This is a genomic window from Methylobacterium sp. CCH5-D2 (assembly GCF_001556475.1).
Classification (GTDB): Bacteria; Pseudomonadota; Alphaproteobacteria; order Rhizobiales; family Beijerinckiaceae; genus Methylobacterium; species Methylobacterium hispanicum.
Window position 1 is genome coordinate 1 of the sequence record NZ_LSIX01000790.1, and the last position, 14,793, is coordinate 14,793.

Genomic DNA, 14,793 nt, shown 5'->3' on the forward strand with positions numbered 1-14,793 from the left:
GTTTTTCCATGTGCGCGTCGCTTTTTCCCGCCGTACGGGAGGGGGATCGCGCGGCGGAATCCAAAGAAAAAAGCCGCCCCGTAAGGAGCGGCTTGGATGAGTCGTCAGGGAGGCATCAAACAGAGCGGATGAAAGATCCACTCGACATCCAGACCATCTGGACTACGCGATTGATGACTCCGAAACCCTAACGCGTGGTTAAGGATGCGCGCGAAAAGTCAGGCCGCGAGGCTCTGGAACAACCCGCGCCCGTCGGTGCCGCCCACGAGACCCTCCACGAAGTTCTCCGGGTGGGGCATCAGGCCGAGCACGTTGCGCTGCTCCGAGTAGATGCCGGCGATCGCGTTGATCGAGCCGTTGCGGTTGGCATCGACCGTCAGCGCGCCGGTCGCGTCGCAGTAGCGGAAGGCCACGCGGCCCTCGCCCTCGATCCGGGCCAGCGTCTCGGGGTCGGCGAAGTAGTTGCCCTCACCGTGCGCCACGCAGACGTCGATCACCTGGCCGGCCTCGTAGGCGCTGGTGAAGCGCGTGTCCGCCCGCTCGACCCGCAAGGTCTGACGGTGGCAGATGAAGCGGCGGTTGACGTTGCGCATCAGCACGCCGGGCAGGAGGCCCGACTCGCACAGGATCTGGAAGCCGTTGCAGATGCCGAGCACGAGACCGCCGCGGGCCGCGTGGGCCCGCACCGCGTCCATGGCCGGCGCGCGGCCCGCGATGGCCCCGCAGCGCAGGTAGTCGCCGTAGGAGAAGCCGCCGGGCAGCACCGCGAGGTCGGTGCCGCCGGGCAGCGCCGTATCGGCGTGCCAGACGTGCTCCACCTCGGCACCGGCGAGCCGCAGCGCCCGCGCGACGTCGCCGTCGCGGTTGGACCCCGGAAAGGTGACGATCGCCGCGCGCATCAGCCGAGCTCGATGGCGTAGTTCTCGACGACCGTGTTCGCGAGGAGCTTCTCGCAGGCCGCCTTCAGGGTCGCCTCGGCGCCCGCGCGGTCCGTCGCGTTCACCTCGAGGTCGAAGACCTTGCCCTGCCGGACGCCATCGACCGAGTCGATGCCGAAGGACTTCAGAGCGGATTCGATCGCCTTACCCTGAGGATCCAGCACGCCTGTCTTCAGGGTGACGATGATGCGGGCTTTCATGATGGGGTGCTCATCCGCGGGCTTTGCCTACCGGCCGCTCGGCGTCGTCTGTGGCTGAGGTCCGCGACGATTTAGCCGAACCGGTGAGGGGCTGTCGATTGCTCGATCGAGTATCCCCGGAATACCGGGCATTCCTGCTCGTCGGCGAAGGGGTGAGGTCTCCGGGCTCAGCGGGCGGCCGGTCCGCGCAGGGGCTCGATGCTGGTGGCGCGGCGCCAGAGCTGCACCATCACCCACACCGCCACCAGACTGAACAGGACCATGAGCACGTGCCCGACCCGGTCGCCGAGGTCGAGCAGGCCCGCCAGCGCCCAGCCCGCCGCGATGGCCACGGCGAAGACCTCCGTCCCGACCAGCACCATCATGCTGACGATCGTGATCAGGTTGCGGGTGTTCACGGGGCAGGCCCTTCCGGCGGTCTCCGGTTCGAGTCAACCGGCTTCGTGCCGCGGCAGGTAGCGTGTTTCGCGCGGGCTGCGCAACCGCCTCCGCGCGTGGTCCTCGTTTGCGACGGAGGCCCGGCTCCAATGCGTCCGAGGCCGGGCCTCCGCTGCGTCGGGCCAATTCTGCGCGAGGTGCGCTTGGCCGGTTCAGCGCGGGGCGCGTTTCGCCAAGATGCGCTGGAGCGTGCGGCGATGCATGTTGAGGCGTCGCGCCGTCTCGCTGACATTGCGCCCGCAGAGCTCGTAGACGCGCTGGATGTGCTCCCAGCGGACCCGGTCGGCGGACATCGGGTTCTCCGGCGGGTCCGCGCGCTCGCCGGGCTGGGCCATCAGCGTGCCGTGGATCTCGTCGGCGTCGGCGGGCTTGGCAAGGTAGTCGAAGGCACCGAGCTTCACCGCGTTCACCGCGGTCGCGATGTTGCCGTAGCCGGTGAGGATCACGCCCCGTGCCTCGGGGCGCTGCTCCTTCAGCCGTGCGATCACGTCGAGCCCGTTGCCGTCGCCGAGGCGCATGTCGATCACCGCGAAGGCCGGCGCGCGGCTCTCCACGGCGGAGACGCCCTCGGCCACGCTCTCGGCCACCTGCACCTCGTAGCCCCGGCTCTCCATCGCGCGGGCGAGGCGGGTCGAGAAGGGCTTGTCATCGTCCACGATCAGGAGGCTGCGGTCGGTGAAGGCAGCCAACGGGTCGGCCTCGGGCCCGGGGGTCGCGGTTCCGCTCTGCGTCAGCATGGGGACGCTTCCTTTCGAATTCGCTGTTCTGATAGCGCTTTATATAGGTGCGGCATCACCTGTCGGGAGGGGGGAGGAGCGGGTAAGTTCGGGGGAAAGTCGCGGCGCGGCGCCGCGCTCGAAGATGTGACGCGCCCAGGAGATCCGCACCACCGCGCCGTGGTTGCCCGGCCCGGCCGCGTTCGAGAGGGTGATCTGCGCGCCCGAGCGCTCGATCAGGGTCTTGGCGATGAACAACCCGAGCCCGAGCCCGCCGCGGTTCCAGGCGCCGTCGTCCCGTCGCTCCGGGCTGCGGGTGGTGACGTAGGGCTCGCCCGCCCGCAGCAGCACCTCGGAGGAGAAGCCCGGCCCGTCGTCCCGGATCTCCAGCGAGACCCTCTCGAGCGTCCAGCGCGCCTCCAGCGTCACCCGCGTCTCCGAGAAGTCGATCGCGTTGTCGAGGATGTTGGCGAGCCCGTACATCACGCCGGGATTGCGCCGGCAGGTGGGCTCCGGTCCCTCGCCCCGGCTCGTCACGTCGAGCACGACGCCGAGCGCCCGCTGCGGGGCGGCGAGTTCCTCGACGACCTGGGCGAGCGTCACCGTCTCGAGGAAGCTGCCGCCGTCCCCGTCGGCTCCGAGCGAGGTGAGCTTGCCGAGGATGCCGCGGCAGCGATCGACCTGCTCGCGCAGCAGGTCGAGGTCCTCGCGCACGGCGGGCGTCGCCGCGGGCCCGAGCTGGCGCACCAACTCCTTCGTCACCACCATGATGGTGCCGAGCGGCGTGCCGAGCTCGTGCGCGGCGGCCGCCGCCAGCCCGTCGAGCTGCGAGAGGTGCTGCTCGCGGGCGAGCACCAATTCGGTCGCGGCGAGCGCCTGCGCGAGCTGGCGCGTCTCCTCCGAGACCCGCCACGCGTAGACCCCCGTGAAGGCGGTGCCGAGCAGGATCGCGGTCCAGACCCCCGAGACGTACAGGAAGGGCAGCTCGATCCGCCCGTCCGCGAACCAGGGCAGCGGCCGGTGCACGAGGGCGAGCAGCGTCGCGAGCCCGACCGCGAGGAGGCCCAGCGCCAGGGTCCGCTCCGGCGGGAGCGCGGTCGCCGAGATCAGGACGGGTGCGAGGAACAGCAGCGAGAACGGGTTCTGTAGGCCCCCGGTAAGGAAAAGCAGAACGGCGAGCTGGACGATGTCGAAGGCGAGCAGCAGAGCCGCCGCGTCGTCGTTGAGCCGGTAGCTCGCCGGGAAGCGGATGCGCAGGCCGAGATTGAGCCAGGATGAGGCGGCGATCGCCAGGAAGCACCAGCCGAAGGGCAGCGACAGGCCGAGCCCGAACTGAGCCCCCACCACCGCCGCGCTCTGGCCGGCGATGGCGAGCCAGCGCAGGCGCACGAAGGTGTCGAGGCGCAGGTGGCGCGCGTCGCGCAGGAGACGGGACGGATCGCTGTCGGGCATCTCGGGTCGTCGCGGCGCACGGGAACAGGTCCGGACGAGGTCCGGAAAAGGTCGAAGTAACGTCGGACCGAGCGTCTACCACCTCTCGGCAGGGGAACGGGGTTGGGCCGCCCCGGGTTTCGCCAGTCCGGGGGAGGCTTCGATGTGTTGGCCTGGGACCATCGTCACGCCCGGGGGGAGCCGATGGATCTGGCCTGTTCTCGGTACGAGGGCGGCCGCGCGCTGATCGCGTCGGCGCGCATCGCCGCCGATCTCACCCGCCACGCTGTGCGGAACCCGACGAACCCGGCAGCCTACGCGCCCCATGCCCGCTCGATTGCAGCAGGTTGCGAGATGTTCGAGCGCGTGACCCGCCGCGACGGCAAACCGCGCATCGGCCTCGACGCCGGGTCGCGTGAACTGCCTACTGGGTCAGGCGCGCAGCGGCGACCGCGTCGCTGAACATGGCGTTCAGCGCCGTCGTGATCTGCGTGGCGTCGCTGGCGGTCCGGAAGAAGCCCGGTGAGGCGCAGGATTGAAGCGCGCTCGGGACATTCGGGATGAGGCTGTTCACCCGGATGTTCTCATATCCGACGTTGTCGTTGAACGGCTGCGCCATCGGCAAATAGGGGATGTAGAGGATCGAGATCGTGATGCCGCGATTTTTCAGCGGCGTGCACAGGCTGGGATCGATCAGGTTCGAGTACGAGCCTGTCCATTTCTTTACATCGTATTTCGCTGCGGTACCGTAATAGTACTGCGTGTTTGCCATGCCGTCGGTGACGAGGAAGACGAACGGCTTCGCCTTGGCCGAGGTGGACCCGTCGCCGATGCGGGTGATCTTCTTATTCATGTCGGGCATCACGTTGTCGAAATGCGTGCCGCCACTCCCCCGCAACTGGGTCGAATCGCCGACGTCCATGTAGGATTCGAGACTGTTGGCGTAGGGTTTCAAGCTGTCCAGCGATTGGGTCAGGTCGGCCGCGGTCTCCATGTAGCTGACGAACGGGAAGAGGCCGATCCTGTACTGCTTGTCGAGGGTCGCCTTCGACTTGGCCGTGTCGATGAGCTGCGAGACCGCCTTGCCGACCGTCGCGATGCGCAGTTCAATGTTGTTGGCCTTCGAGAGGTCGTAGCCCTTGAAGCTCGGGAAGTGGCAGGCGAAGGCGCAGTTGTTGCCCTTGGAATCCGCCATGTCGGGGTTCAGCTTGGCGAAGGAGACCTGCTGCGCCGCGCTCGTCGGCAGACCCATCGAGCCGGAGGTGTCGAGCAGCAGGTAGAAGTCGGCGTAGATCGGCAGCGACAGGTTGGCGGTGGATGTTCCGACCACGTTGAGGCTGGAGGCGGCAACGTTGCCGAGCAGGCGCCCGAAGGGCGAGGGGAAGGTGGTCGAATACCCTGCCGATGCGGTCAGGTCCTGCCCGCTGCGCGCGAGATTGATCGTCGGTGTCACCGAGAGGGCGCCGAGCGTCGAGGCCGCGTTGGCGCGGAACACCGCCTCCGCGCGCGCCTTGCCGCGGGTGATCGCGTCCGCGGTCGGGTCCGCCTGGTTGTTCGGGTTGGTCGAGATGTAGTCGCGCGCCGTGGTGATCGCCGCCATAGCCGCCGCGTCGGCGGCGTCGTCCAGGCGGGCGCGGTAGTTCACCTTGCGCAGGTACTCGACGCCGGCCCCGAGGCTGCCGATCAGGGGCAGCGCGCTCAGTCCGAAGATGATGAGGACGTTCCCGCGCCGGTCCCCGGCGTAGCGGCGGCCGAGGGGATGCGCGATCCCTCGACCGAGGCGGGTGAGGGCCCGCGCGAGGCGGCCCTGGTGATTGGGCGCAGACGACATCGTGACCTCAGGCAGGAACGACGCAGACCCAGGCGTTGCCGGCGCTCGCGGTCGGGTCGTAGACGATGGAGGAGACGTAGCGGGGAGGGGCGTAGAAGGAGCGTCGGACCGTCACGGTACCGACGACCGAACGCAGGAATAGCGGCCGGTACTCGAACACCAGGTCGGCCACCACCAGGAAGCCGGGCCCGAAGATGTCCGAAGGGAGCGTCGAGGGACTCGGCTGCGCCGCCGTCGCGGCCCCGGTCAGGGGCGTCGCGCAGGGGCGGCCCTGGCCCGCGGTCCAGGCCACGTAGGCCGTGTAGGTGCAGTTGCTCTGGCAGCCCGACTGAGTTTTGAACTGGATCCCGGACAGGGATGCCCGCACCGTGCTCCAGACCCACTCGTTGCGGATCTGCGCTTCCTTCATGAGTTCGGGGAAGACGACGAGCTGCGTCCGGAACACCGAGTCGAGGTTGGCCCAGGTGAGCCGGCCGGTGCTGTTGCCGAGCGCCGGGTCCGGATCTGCGCGCGCGAGGAGGTCGGCCATCGTGGCGGCGGCGAGATGGGCCTTGCGCACGTAGATCGTGTAGCGGGCGAGATCGAAGGCCACGAGCGCCAGGACGAGCAGGATCGGCAGGATGAAGGCGATCTCGAGTCCCGCGACGCCGTGCCGGTCGGCCCGCCAGGCGCGAAGGACGGGTCGGAGGTGTCCGGGGCCGGTGCGGCGTGGGGCGAGGAGGCGCGCGGTCATCACGGCTCAGCAACCCGTGCCGACGAAGCTGCCGCCCGTGTAGGGCTCGTTGCGGAATGCCGCCGCGGCGCGCACGAAGGCCACGGTCTGGCCGTTCCAGCTTTGGCCGACCGTGCTCCGCCAGATCGGGCTGAACAGCGGTATCGCGTAGAAGACCTGCAGGTATTGATAGGCCCCGGCCGCAGCAGGACAGTAGCTTGTCTGGCTGTTGTTCATCGAGACGGCGACGAGGCCGCTCAGGTCCGGCTTCACGAAGGCGCCGTAGCCGGAGCCGTCCATGTCGGCCCTCTGGAGATTGGTGACGACGTTGCCGCAGGGCATGCCCGGCATCAGCGCGGGGCAGAGGACCTTCTCGCGGAAGCTGGCGGCCGTCCCCGCCTTGTTCGCGTCGAGGCTGCCGACCTGAATGGCCCGGGCGGCTGCGACCGTGGCCCGCTCCACGGCGGCCGAACTGTACAGGAACAGCCCGCCCTGCAGGATCTCCAGCATCGCGATGATCAGGATCGGGCCGGCGATGGCGAACTCGATCGCCGTCACCCCGGATCGGCAAGCCCCGAACGTCGGCAGCGCCCGGCCGAGGGCCGGGCGCCTGCATGCGCGGGCCGAAACCATCGGAGGGAGCATCGAGCACACGGGATAATCTTCGCCGGTATTGCAAGCCGTGGGTGGTAAACAGACGTCGGAGACAACCCAGGATCCGACACAGTCGTCATCCCACCGACCCGTTAAGATCTCCTGTATCCGATCGCCGAACTTCGCCGCGTGTCCGGGCCGAACGGTTATCCAGAGCGCTTGGCAAGGCCGGGCCCGCGCGGCCCGTGCCAAGCGCGCGCAGGCGGATTACAGTGCGGCCATGCTTCTCGCCCTACTGCGGCGGTCCGCGTCGGCCCCCGACCCGGACCACATCGCGATCGATCACGAAGGCGCGACCTTCCGGATTCTCCTGCGCCGCCGCGACAGCGCGCGGCGGCTGACGCTTCGCGTCTCGGCGGCGACCGGCGAGGTGGTGATGACGGTACCGCCCCGCACGGCCCTGGCCACAGCCCAGCGCTTTGCTGCCGGCCACGGCGGCTGGATCGCCGCGCGGCTCGCCAAGCTGCCGGAGCGGGTGGCTTTCGCGGAGGGCGCCCTGTTTCCGCTGCGGGGCGTGATGCACGCGATCGTCCGGAGGGAGGGGCGCAGCGGCGCGACACGCATCGAGGCCGGCCCGGACGGGCCCGTCCTCTCGGTCTCCTGCGGCGAGGCGCACGTCGCGCGGCGCGCGCGCGAGTTCTTGCAGGCGGAGGCCTTGCGCGACCTGAAGCTCTCGATCACCCACCACACGGAGCGGCTCGGCCAGGGACCGGCCCGGATCACGCTCCGCGACACACGCAGCCGCTGGGGCTCCTGCACGGCGCGGGGCGAGCTGAACTTCTCGTGGCGCCTGATCCTGGCCCCGCCGCTGGTGCTCGACTACCTCGTGGCGCACGAGATGGCGCATCTGCGCGAGATGAACCATTCCGACCGGTTCTGGCGGCTCGTCGGAGAACTCTGCCCGAACGTGGATGCGGCCGAGGCCTGGCTGAAGCGCCACGGAGCCGGCCTGCACCGCTACGGCTGAGGCCGGTCCATCGGTTCCGGGCCACGACCCAAGTGTCTCGGCCCGAGTGTCTCGGCCCGAGTGCAAGAGGCGAAGTGCCTTTGTCGGAGTGCCTCAGCCTTTGGCGCGCAGCACGGCCGCCGGGCGCTCGGCCGGCCAGGTCGGGCGCTGCTCGACCTCGCCGGGCATCAGGGTGCGGGGCGCGACGCTGTCGCAGATCTCGCGCTGGCGCACGATGGTCGGGTTGCCGAACTGGTCGCGGCGGCGGACGAAGCCCCCGTCCCGGCAGAAGCCCGCGATGGCCGCATCGCCCCCGCGGCGCCCGTACGGGTTCCGCTCGACCGGCGGGTGCTCGACGACGAGCGGGCCGTCGCGGTTGAGCGAGCGCTCGATATAGGTGGTCTCCCCGATCGGGAGCCCCTGGGCCCACGCCCCGACGGCCGGCGATGCGCCGAGCGCCAGAAGGGTGAGGAGGAGACGCGCGCGCAGCGGACGCATGAGGCCGATCCCGGACGGTTTCGCGAAGAGCCATCTGTAAGCGTGGCCGGAGGCCCGCGATAGCGCTTTGCGGCAACAATAGGACGGCGCCCGTCGCTTGACAGGGGCGGTCCCGCATGGTCCCAACGCGCGGCTTTCGCCGTTGTCCGCGTCCCCCGGGACGCTTCCGGGTAGAGGTTGGCTGGTGCCACGACGCGTGCGGCTCGGTCCTGTCAGGCGCCTTCTCGGCGCGCTCGGTCTGGCCGCCCTGGCCGGCCTCTCAGCCACCGCGCCGGCCGGCGCGCAGGGCATGGTGCGCAAGACCTTCGACGACTGGCAGTTGCGCTGCGAGACGCCGGCCGGTGCCAAGGCCGAGCAGTGCGCCCTGGTGCAGTACCTCGCCGCCGAGGACCGCCCGAACCTCACCCTCGTTGTCATCGTGCTGAAGACCGCCGACAACCGCGGCTACCTGCTGCGCGTGGTGGCCCCGCTCGGCGTGCTGCTGCCCTCCGGCCTCGGCCTGAAGATCGACCAGGCCGATATCGGCCGCGCCGGCTTCGTGCGCTGCCTGACCACGGGCTGCGTCGCCGAGGTGGTGATGGACGACGGCCTGCTCGCCCGGTTCAAGGGTGGCAGCCAAGCGACCTTCATCGTGTTCCAGACGCCCGAGGAGGGCGTCGGCATCCCGCTGTCGATGAAGGGGTTCGGCGCGGGCTTCGACAGCCTCAAGTAGGATCGCGGGACGAGCTATGAACGGACGGTTGGCGCGGCTCGGCTCCCTGCTCGCACTTCTCGCGCTCGGCGCACCTGGTGCCTTTGCGCAGGGTGCACCCCGGGCCGCCCCTCCGGCGGAGGAGGGCAACATCTTCTCCAACCTCCTGAAATACGGCGGCACCACCGTGCCGCCCTCCCGCGCGCCCGAGCCCGAGGCGGCCTACTGCCCGACCGTGGACGTGCCGGAAGGGGGGGCGGCGATGCAGACGCTCGGCGGCCGCGGGGAGGGCGCAGCCGGCAGCATCCGCTCGCAGGCAACGCTCGGCCGCCTCGCCCGCGAGTGCACGCCGCAGGCCGACGGCACGGTGCGGGTCAAGGTGGGCGCGGAGGTGCGGGTGCTGCTCGGGCCAGGCGGCGCCCCGGGGCGCTTCGACGTGCCGATCACCTTCCAGATTCGCCACGACGACAAGACCGTGACGACCCGCCAGCAGCGCATGACCGTCACGGTCGCGCCCGGCGAGGCTCAAGGGTTCGGCTCGACGGTGGAGGACGGCCTCGTCGTCCCGGCCGGGATGGTGCAGGACTACGAGATCATGGCCGGCATCGGCAAGGCCGGGGCGCCGAAGGGACCGCTGAAGCCGAAGCCCCGCCGCAAGGCTCCCGCGGCGGCCGCCCAGGAGGGCGGCGAGAGCGGTGCCGCCCAGTGAGGGCGTGCCCGCGCAGGCCGACGGCGTCGCGGGCCTGAGCGGGGCCGGCCGTGCCGTCCCCTTCCGGCTGGAGCCCGCGGCGGACGCCCCGCCCGGTTGCCCCTTCGAGCTTCGCCTCGTCCTGCCCGGCGGCCTCGCCGGCTGGATCGTGCTCAGCTACCGCAGCGACCCCGCCGCGCGCCCCGAGCGCCCGATCCTGCGCGCGCTGGCAGGCGACGGCACGGCACAGGACTTCGTGCTGCCGGGCGGTGCGCGCGCGCACTGGCTCGGGCTGATCCCGCCGGGTACCGCCGGGATCCGGCTCGCCGTCCCGCCTGGCTTCCGCCTCGACCGCGTCGGCCGGCGCAGCGATGCCGGGCTGCTGCTCCAGGCGCTGCGGCGGCGTCCGTTCCGGGCGGTCGCCGCTCTCTATGAGCGCGCCCGCGGCGATGCCCGGCGCTACCGCGATACCCTGCGGGGCGCCTGCGCGGTCACCCCGCTCGCCGACTACGCGGCCTGGGCCCCGCTCCGTGCGGAGGCCGCGCCGGTCCCTGCGGCCACCGTCTCGGTCCGCGTTCTGATCGCGCTCCGGGCGGGGCAGGCGGCGGCGCTCGCCCGCACGCTCGCCAGCCTCGCGGCGCAGACCCACGCCGCCTGGACGGCGCAGGTCCTCGTCGTCGGCGCCGCCGGGACTCCGCTCGGCACCGATCCGCGTGTGGCCTTCGCGCCCTGGCGTGCCGACCAGCCGCTTGCCGAGAGCGTCGGCGCGGCGACGGCCCTCTGCCTGCTCGAACCAGGCGACGTCCTGCCGTCGGACGCCCTCGCGAGCCTCGCTGCGGCGCTCGGGCCCGCGAACCTCGTCTACGCGGACGAGGTCGGCGCGGACGGGCGACCCCGGCTGAAGCCCGACTGGAGCCCCGATTTCGCGCTGGCCGCCGGCTATCTCGGCCGGCCCTGGCTCGCGGCCCCGGCGCGGCTCGGCGACGCGCTCGGGGCACCGCTCGGCGATCCGGCCGACCTCGCGCTCCGCCTCGACGTCGCCGTCGCGGCGGGCGCGGGCGATGTCCGGCACCTGCCGCGCGTTCTCGCCCGCACGGAGGCGCGCCTCGCCGACGGGACGCCGCGCCGTGCGGTCCTGCTCCGCTACCTCCGTGCGGCCGGCTCGCCCGCCACGGTCGCGCTGCGCGACGGCGTGGCCGACCTTGTCTGGCCACTGCCCGAGCCGGCCCCGCTCGCCAGCATCGTGATCCCTTCCCGCGACCGGCCCGACCTGATCGGGGAGGTCTGCCGCGGCGTGTTGCACGCGACCGCCTATCCGGCGATCGAGCTGATCGTCGTCGACAACGGCTCGACCGATCCGGCCGTGCTCGCCCATTACGGCGCGCTGCGGGCCGACCGGCGCGTGACGATCCTCAGCGACCCGGAGCCGTTCAACTTCTCGCGGCTCGTCAATCGGGGCGTCGCTGCAGCCACCGGCTCAGTCGTGGTGCTCCTCAACAACGACATCGCCGTGCTGGAGCCCGGCTGGCTCGACGCCCTGGTGCGGCAGGCCTGCCGTCCCGAGGTCGGCGCGGTCGGCGCCAAGCTCCTCTACGGCGACGGCCGGCTCCAGCATGGAGGCGTGGTGGTCGGGCTCGGCGGTCGCGCGGGCCACATCTTGCGCCGCCGCCCCGGCGACGTTCCGGGACATCTCGGCCAGATGCGGGTGGCCCGCGAGGTCGCGGCCGTGACCGCGGCCTGCCTCGCGGTCCGGCGCGATCTCTACGCGCGGGTCGGCGGCTTCGACGCGGAGACCTTCCCGGTCGATTTCAACGACGTGGATTTCTGCCTGCGCCTGCGCGAGCAGGGCCTGCGCAACATCTGGACGCCGGCCGCGCGGCTCGCGCACCTGGAATCGGTGAGCCGCGGCCCCTCGATCGGCCCCGCCCGCGCCCGCTTCGAGGCCGAGGCCGCCCGCTTCGCCGAGCGTTGGCGCGCGGTGATCCGGCACGATCCCTATTACCATCCCCGGCTCACGCTCACGACCTTCGGGGAGGAGTTGGAGTGAGAGCGAGGCACCACGGGCCACTTCAGGGCGGCCGGGACGCCGCTCGTCCCGTCCCGTCTCCTAGACCGACAGGCCTGTGATGCCGGCCCCCTTCGATGGCTTCAGGTCCTGCGGCTCCCCCTCTTCCCGCTTGCGGGGAGAGGGGGCACGGTGCGGTTCTCCACCGAGCCGAAACCAGGGGCAGGCCTCTAGGCGAGTGTCCTGCCGCAGGTGGGGAGACGGGATTCACGGCGCCCGAAATCATCGTCCGGGGACGGCATGACCGCCTCGCCCGATCCAGCCCTCCGCTTCTCCGAGCCTCGTCCCCGGCACCCTCTCGGGACGCTCGCCGCCCTCGCGCATCATCCGGGCCGTACTCTCGCGCTTCTCTGGGCCCGGATCACCGGGCGGCGGTTGCGGGCGCGGCAGGGGTTCGCCGCGCTCGTCGGCATCGATCACCGACTTGCCCTGCCGCCGGCGATCCTGACGGCCGTCCCGGAAGCTTCGGAGCCCTTCGCGGATCCCGACATCGTGCTGCTGAGCGCGCCCGGCCACGTCCTCGTGGCCGGGGCCGCCGGGACGATCCGCGCGGCCTTCGCGGATCCCGACCTGCAGGCACTCTACGGCGATGCCCTGGTGAAAGACCGCGCCGACGGCCCGGTCCTGCCGCTGCTGCGCCCCGTCTTCGATCCTGATTTCCTCGCGGCCCTCGACTATGTCGGTCCCGTCCTCGCGCTCCGCCGCGCGGCGCTCGGTCCGGCCGGGGTCGATCCGCGGGCCGGCGCGACCGACGCGCTGTTCCGGATCGCGGAGCGCTACGGCCCGGCCGCGATCGCCCACCTGCCGCGCGTCCTCGCGCTTCGCCAGCCGGGTCGGGCAGAAGCGGGGGAGGGGAGGGGGCACGCGGCCGCGGTCCGGGCTCATCTCGACCGTACCGGCCGCGCCGCGAGCGCGATCGAGCCGGCAGGGGAGGGGATTCTCCGGATCGTCCACCCGCTGCCCGAGCCGCACCCCGCTGCCAGCCTGATCGTGCCGACCCGCGACAGGCTCGACCTGCTGCGCCCCTGTGTCGAGAGCCTGCTGGCGACCGACTGGCCCGACCTCGACCTCGTCGTCCTCGACAACGACAGCCGCGAGCCCGGGACCCGCGCCTATCTGGACGCCCTGTCGGCCGCCGGTCGTGCCCGCGTGCTGCGCTGGCCCGGGGCCTTCGACTTCGCGGCTATGAACAACGCCGCGGCGCGGATCGCCCGCGGCCGGCTCCTCGTCTTCGTCAACAACGACGTGGTTGCGGGGGACACGTCCTGGCTGGCGCGGATGGCTCGCCACGCGCTGCGCCCGGAGATCGGCGCGGTCGGCGCGAAGCTCGTCGACGGCGCCGGCCGGATCCAGCACGGCGGCATCGTGCTCGGGACCGGGGGCGGCCTCGTCACGCACGCCCACCGGCACTTCCCGGGCAACGCGCCGGGATATCTCGGGCGCCTCACCCTGACGCACCGGGTCTCGGCCGTGACCGCCGCCTGCCTGATGGTGGAGGCGGACAAGTTCGCGGCTGTCGGCGGCTTCGACGCCGCGCACTTCGCGGTCGATTTCAACGACGTCGATCTCTGCCTGCGCCTCAACGCGGCCGGCTACCACACCCTGATGGTGCCGGAGGCAGTGCTCCACCACTACGAGGGCCTGAGCCGCCGCCGCACGCCGGAGGCTGCCGCCCGCCACGCCCGCGAGATTGGGGCGTTTGAGAAGCGATGGGGGCCGCTGCTGGCGCAGGACCCCCATTACCACCCGGGCTTCGACCCGGACCTTTCGACCCATGCCCGCCTGCGACCGGGCGCCCTTCTGGGCGAGCCCGGCCCGGCGCGCCGCCCTACTGAACGAGGCGGGGGCCGCCCATCTGCACCTTCTCGTTCTCGGCCATGATGCCGAGGCGCTTGGCGACCTCGGTGTAGGCCTCGATCAAGCCGCCGAGATCCTTGCGGAAGCGGTCCTTGTCGAGCTTGTCCGAGGACTTGATGTCCCAGAGCCGGCACGAGTCCGGCGAGATCTCGTCCGCCACCACGATGCGCATCATGTCGCCTTCCCAGAGGCGGCCGGTCTCCATCTTGAAGTCGACGAGGCGGATGCCGACGCCGAGGAAGAGCCCCGACAGGAAGTCGTTGACGCGGATCGCCAGCGCCATGATGTCGTCGATCTCCTGCGGCGTCGCCCAGCCGAAGGCGGTGATGTGCTCCTCCGACACCATCGGGTCGTTGAGCTGGTCGTTCTTGTAGTAGAACTCGATGATCGAGCGCGGCAGCTGGGTGCCTTCCTCCAGGCCGAGGCGCGTCGCCAGCGAGCCCGCCGCGACGTTGCGCACCACCACCTCGAGCGGGATGATCTCGACCTCGCGGATCAGCTGCTCGCGCATGTTGAGCCGGCGGATGAAGTGCGTCGGCACGCCGATGTCGTTGAGGTGCTGGAAGACGAATTCCGAGATCCGGTTGTTCAGCACGCCCTTGCCGTCGATGATCTCGTGCTTCTTCGCGTTGAAGGCGGTCGCGTCGTCCTTGAAGTGCTGGATGAGCGTGCCGGGCTCAGGCCCCTCGTAGAGGACCTTCGCCTTGCCCTCGTAGATGCGACGGCGGCGGTTCATAGGCGTGTACCGTGGTTTGAGGAAGTCCATGGGGCCGTGACTCCTTGGGGCGATGACGGCGGAATCCGCGGCGCGGCGACCGGACGAAAGGTCGGGCTGCGGGAGAAGAGCGATGCCGATTTCCCCCCGAAGCCGGGTTCCAAACTACCCGAAGCGGGCTTCCGGCACAACGCGTTAGCCCGCGGGTGGGGATTGCGCGGATGCCGCCGGAGGGCCCGTCACAGGCCGATCGCCGCGGCCAGGATCCTGGGATCCCCAAGGGCCGAGGCCCTTGGGCGGGGTCCCGGGGCGGAGCCTCGGGATCGGCTCCCTCGTCCTGGCTTTGCCAGGGCGAGGGAGCCGACAGCAGGGCTCTGCCCTGCACCCGCCAAAGGTCTCGACCTTTGGAATCC

General features: G+C 71.1%; 16 protein-coding genes. 6 read left to right on the top strand and 10 right to left on the bottom strand.

The features are described from left to right. Positions 1-218: 218 nt before the first annotated feature. The 5 genes from purQ to AX737_RS38220 form a co-directional block, all read right to left on the bottom strand. Positions 219-899 (bottom strand): phosphoribosylformylglycinamidine synthase subunit PurQ, encoded by a 681-nt coding sequence (gene purQ / locus AX737_RS38200; RefSeq protein ID WP_066924627.1) that lies wholly within the window; start codon positions 897-899, stop codon positions 219-221. Beyond that, entirely contained in the window at positions 899-1,138 is a 240-nt protein-coding gene (gene purS / locus AX737_RS38205) for a phosphoribosylformylglycinamidine synthase subunit PurS (protein ID WP_066924628.1), read from the bottom strand. Before purS ends, purQ begins: the two co-directional genes overlap by 1 nt. A 167-nt stretch (positions 1,139-1,305) precedes the next feature. Further along, complete coding sequence (locus tag AX737_RS38210) at positions 1,306-1,536, bottom strand: hypothetical protein (RefSeq protein WP_066924629.1); 231 nt, start codon at positions 1,534-1,536, stop codon at positions 1,306-1,308. Between the two features lie 192 nt (positions 1,537-1,728). Continuing rightward, positions 1,729-2,313 (bottom strand): ActR/PrrA/RegA family redox response regulator transcription factor, encoded by a 585-nt coding sequence (locus AX737_RS38215; protein WP_066924630.1) that lies wholly within the window; start codon positions 2,311-2,313, stop codon positions 1,729-1,731. 39 nt (positions 2,314-2,352) lie between these two features. Beyond that, positions 2,353-3,744 carry an ActS/PrrB/RegB family redox-sensitive histidine kinase gene (locus AX737_RS38220; RefSeq protein WP_066924631.1) on the bottom strand — a complete coding sequence of 464 codons (1,392 nt, stop codon included), beginning with the start codon at positions 3,742-3,744 and terminating at the stop codon, positions 2,353-2,355. A gap of 183 nt (positions 3,745-3,927) precedes the next feature. Between AX737_RS38220 and AX737_RS38225 the strand changes: the two genes are divergently transcribed. Further along, the gene (locus AX737_RS38225; protein ID WP_156453864.1) at positions 3,928-4,185 is read left to right on the top strand and encodes a hypothetical protein; all 258 of its coding nucleotides are present in this window, start codon (positions 3,928-3,930) and stop codon (positions 4,183-4,185) included. Here the strand turns inward: AX737_RS38225 and AX737_RS38230 are convergent. The 3 genes from AX737_RS38230 to AX737_RS38240 are packed head-to-tail and all read right to left on the bottom strand — an operon-like array spanning position 4,148 to position 6,824. Continuing rightward, the gene (locus tag AX737_RS38230; protein WP_066924632.1) at positions 4,148-5,554 is read right to left on the bottom strand and encodes a pilus assembly protein TadG-related protein; all 1,407 of its coding nucleotides are present in this window, start codon (positions 5,552-5,554) and stop codon (positions 4,148-4,150) included. The genes AX737_RS38225 and AX737_RS38230 overlap by 38 nt on opposite strands. Positions 5,555-5,561: 7 nt before the next feature. Next, positions 5,562-6,287 (bottom strand): TadE/TadG family type IV pilus assembly protein, encoded by a 726-nt coding sequence (locus tag AX737_RS38235; protein ID WP_066924633.1) that lies wholly within the window; start codon positions 6,285-6,287, stop codon positions 5,562-5,564. Between the two features lie 6 nt (positions 6,288-6,293). Further along, positions 6,294-6,824, bottom strand: a complete 531-nt coding sequence (locus AX737_RS38240) for a TadE/TadG family type IV pilus assembly protein (protein ID WP_066924634.1) — start codon at positions 6,822-6,824, stop codon at positions 6,294-6,296. Positions 6,825-7,140: 316 nt separating this feature from the next. Here AX737_RS38240 and AX737_RS38245 point away from each other — a divergent pair, with 316 nt between their 5' ends. Next, entirely contained in the window at positions 7,141-7,887 is a 747-nt protein-coding gene (locus AX737_RS38245) for a SprT family zinc-dependent metalloprotease (protein WP_066924636.1), read from the top strand. Positions 7,888-7,980: 93 nt separating this feature from the next. On the opposite strand, the gene AX737_RS38250 is transcribed toward AX737_RS38245, so the two are convergent. After that, the gene (locus AX737_RS38250; protein WP_066924638.1) at positions 7,981-8,364 is read right to left on the bottom strand and encodes a hypothetical protein; all 384 of its coding nucleotides are present in this window, start codon (positions 8,362-8,364) and stop codon (positions 7,981-7,983) included. Positions 8,365-8,602: 238 nt separating this feature from the next. Between AX737_RS38250 and AX737_RS38255 the strand changes: the two genes are divergently transcribed. The 4 genes from AX737_RS38255 (at position 8,603) to AX737_RS38270 (ending at position 13,689) form a co-directional block, all read left to right on the top strand. Beyond that, on the top strand, positions 8,603-9,076 hold the full coding sequence (locus AX737_RS38255) for an invasion associated locus B family protein (protein WP_238231871.1): 474 nt from the start codon (positions 8,603-8,605) through the stop codon (positions 9,074-9,076). Positions 9,077-9,092: 16 nt separating this feature from the next. Beyond that, entirely contained in the window at positions 9,093-9,764 is a 672-nt protein-coding gene (locus AX737_RS38260; RefSeq protein WP_082773193.1) for a hypothetical protein, read from the top strand. Continuing rightward, the gene (locus AX737_RS38265; RefSeq protein WP_308445287.1) at positions 9,751-11,790 is read left to right on the top strand and encodes a glycosyltransferase family 2 protein; all 2,040 of its coding nucleotides are present in this window, start codon (positions 9,751-9,753) and stop codon (positions 11,788-11,790) included. Before AX737_RS38260 ends, AX737_RS38265 begins: the two co-directional genes overlap by 14 nt. 258 nt (positions 11,791-12,048) lie before the next feature. Then, a complete protein-coding gene (locus tag AX737_RS38270) occupies positions 12,049-13,689 on the top strand; it encodes a glycosyltransferase family 2 protein (protein ID WP_082773194.1) in 1,641 nt (546 codons plus the stop codon). Here AX737_RS38270 and purC read toward each other — a convergent pair. Continuing rightward, positions 13,637-14,431 carry a phosphoribosylaminoimidazolesuccinocarboxamide synthase gene (gene purC / locus AX737_RS38275; protein WP_082773195.1) on the bottom strand — a complete coding sequence of 265 codons (795 nt, stop codon included), beginning with the start codon at positions 14,429-14,431 and terminating at the stop codon, positions 13,637-13,639. The two genes, AX737_RS38270 and purC, sit on opposite strands and share 53 nt — an antisense overlap. Positions 14,432-14,793: the final 362 nt, after the last annotated feature.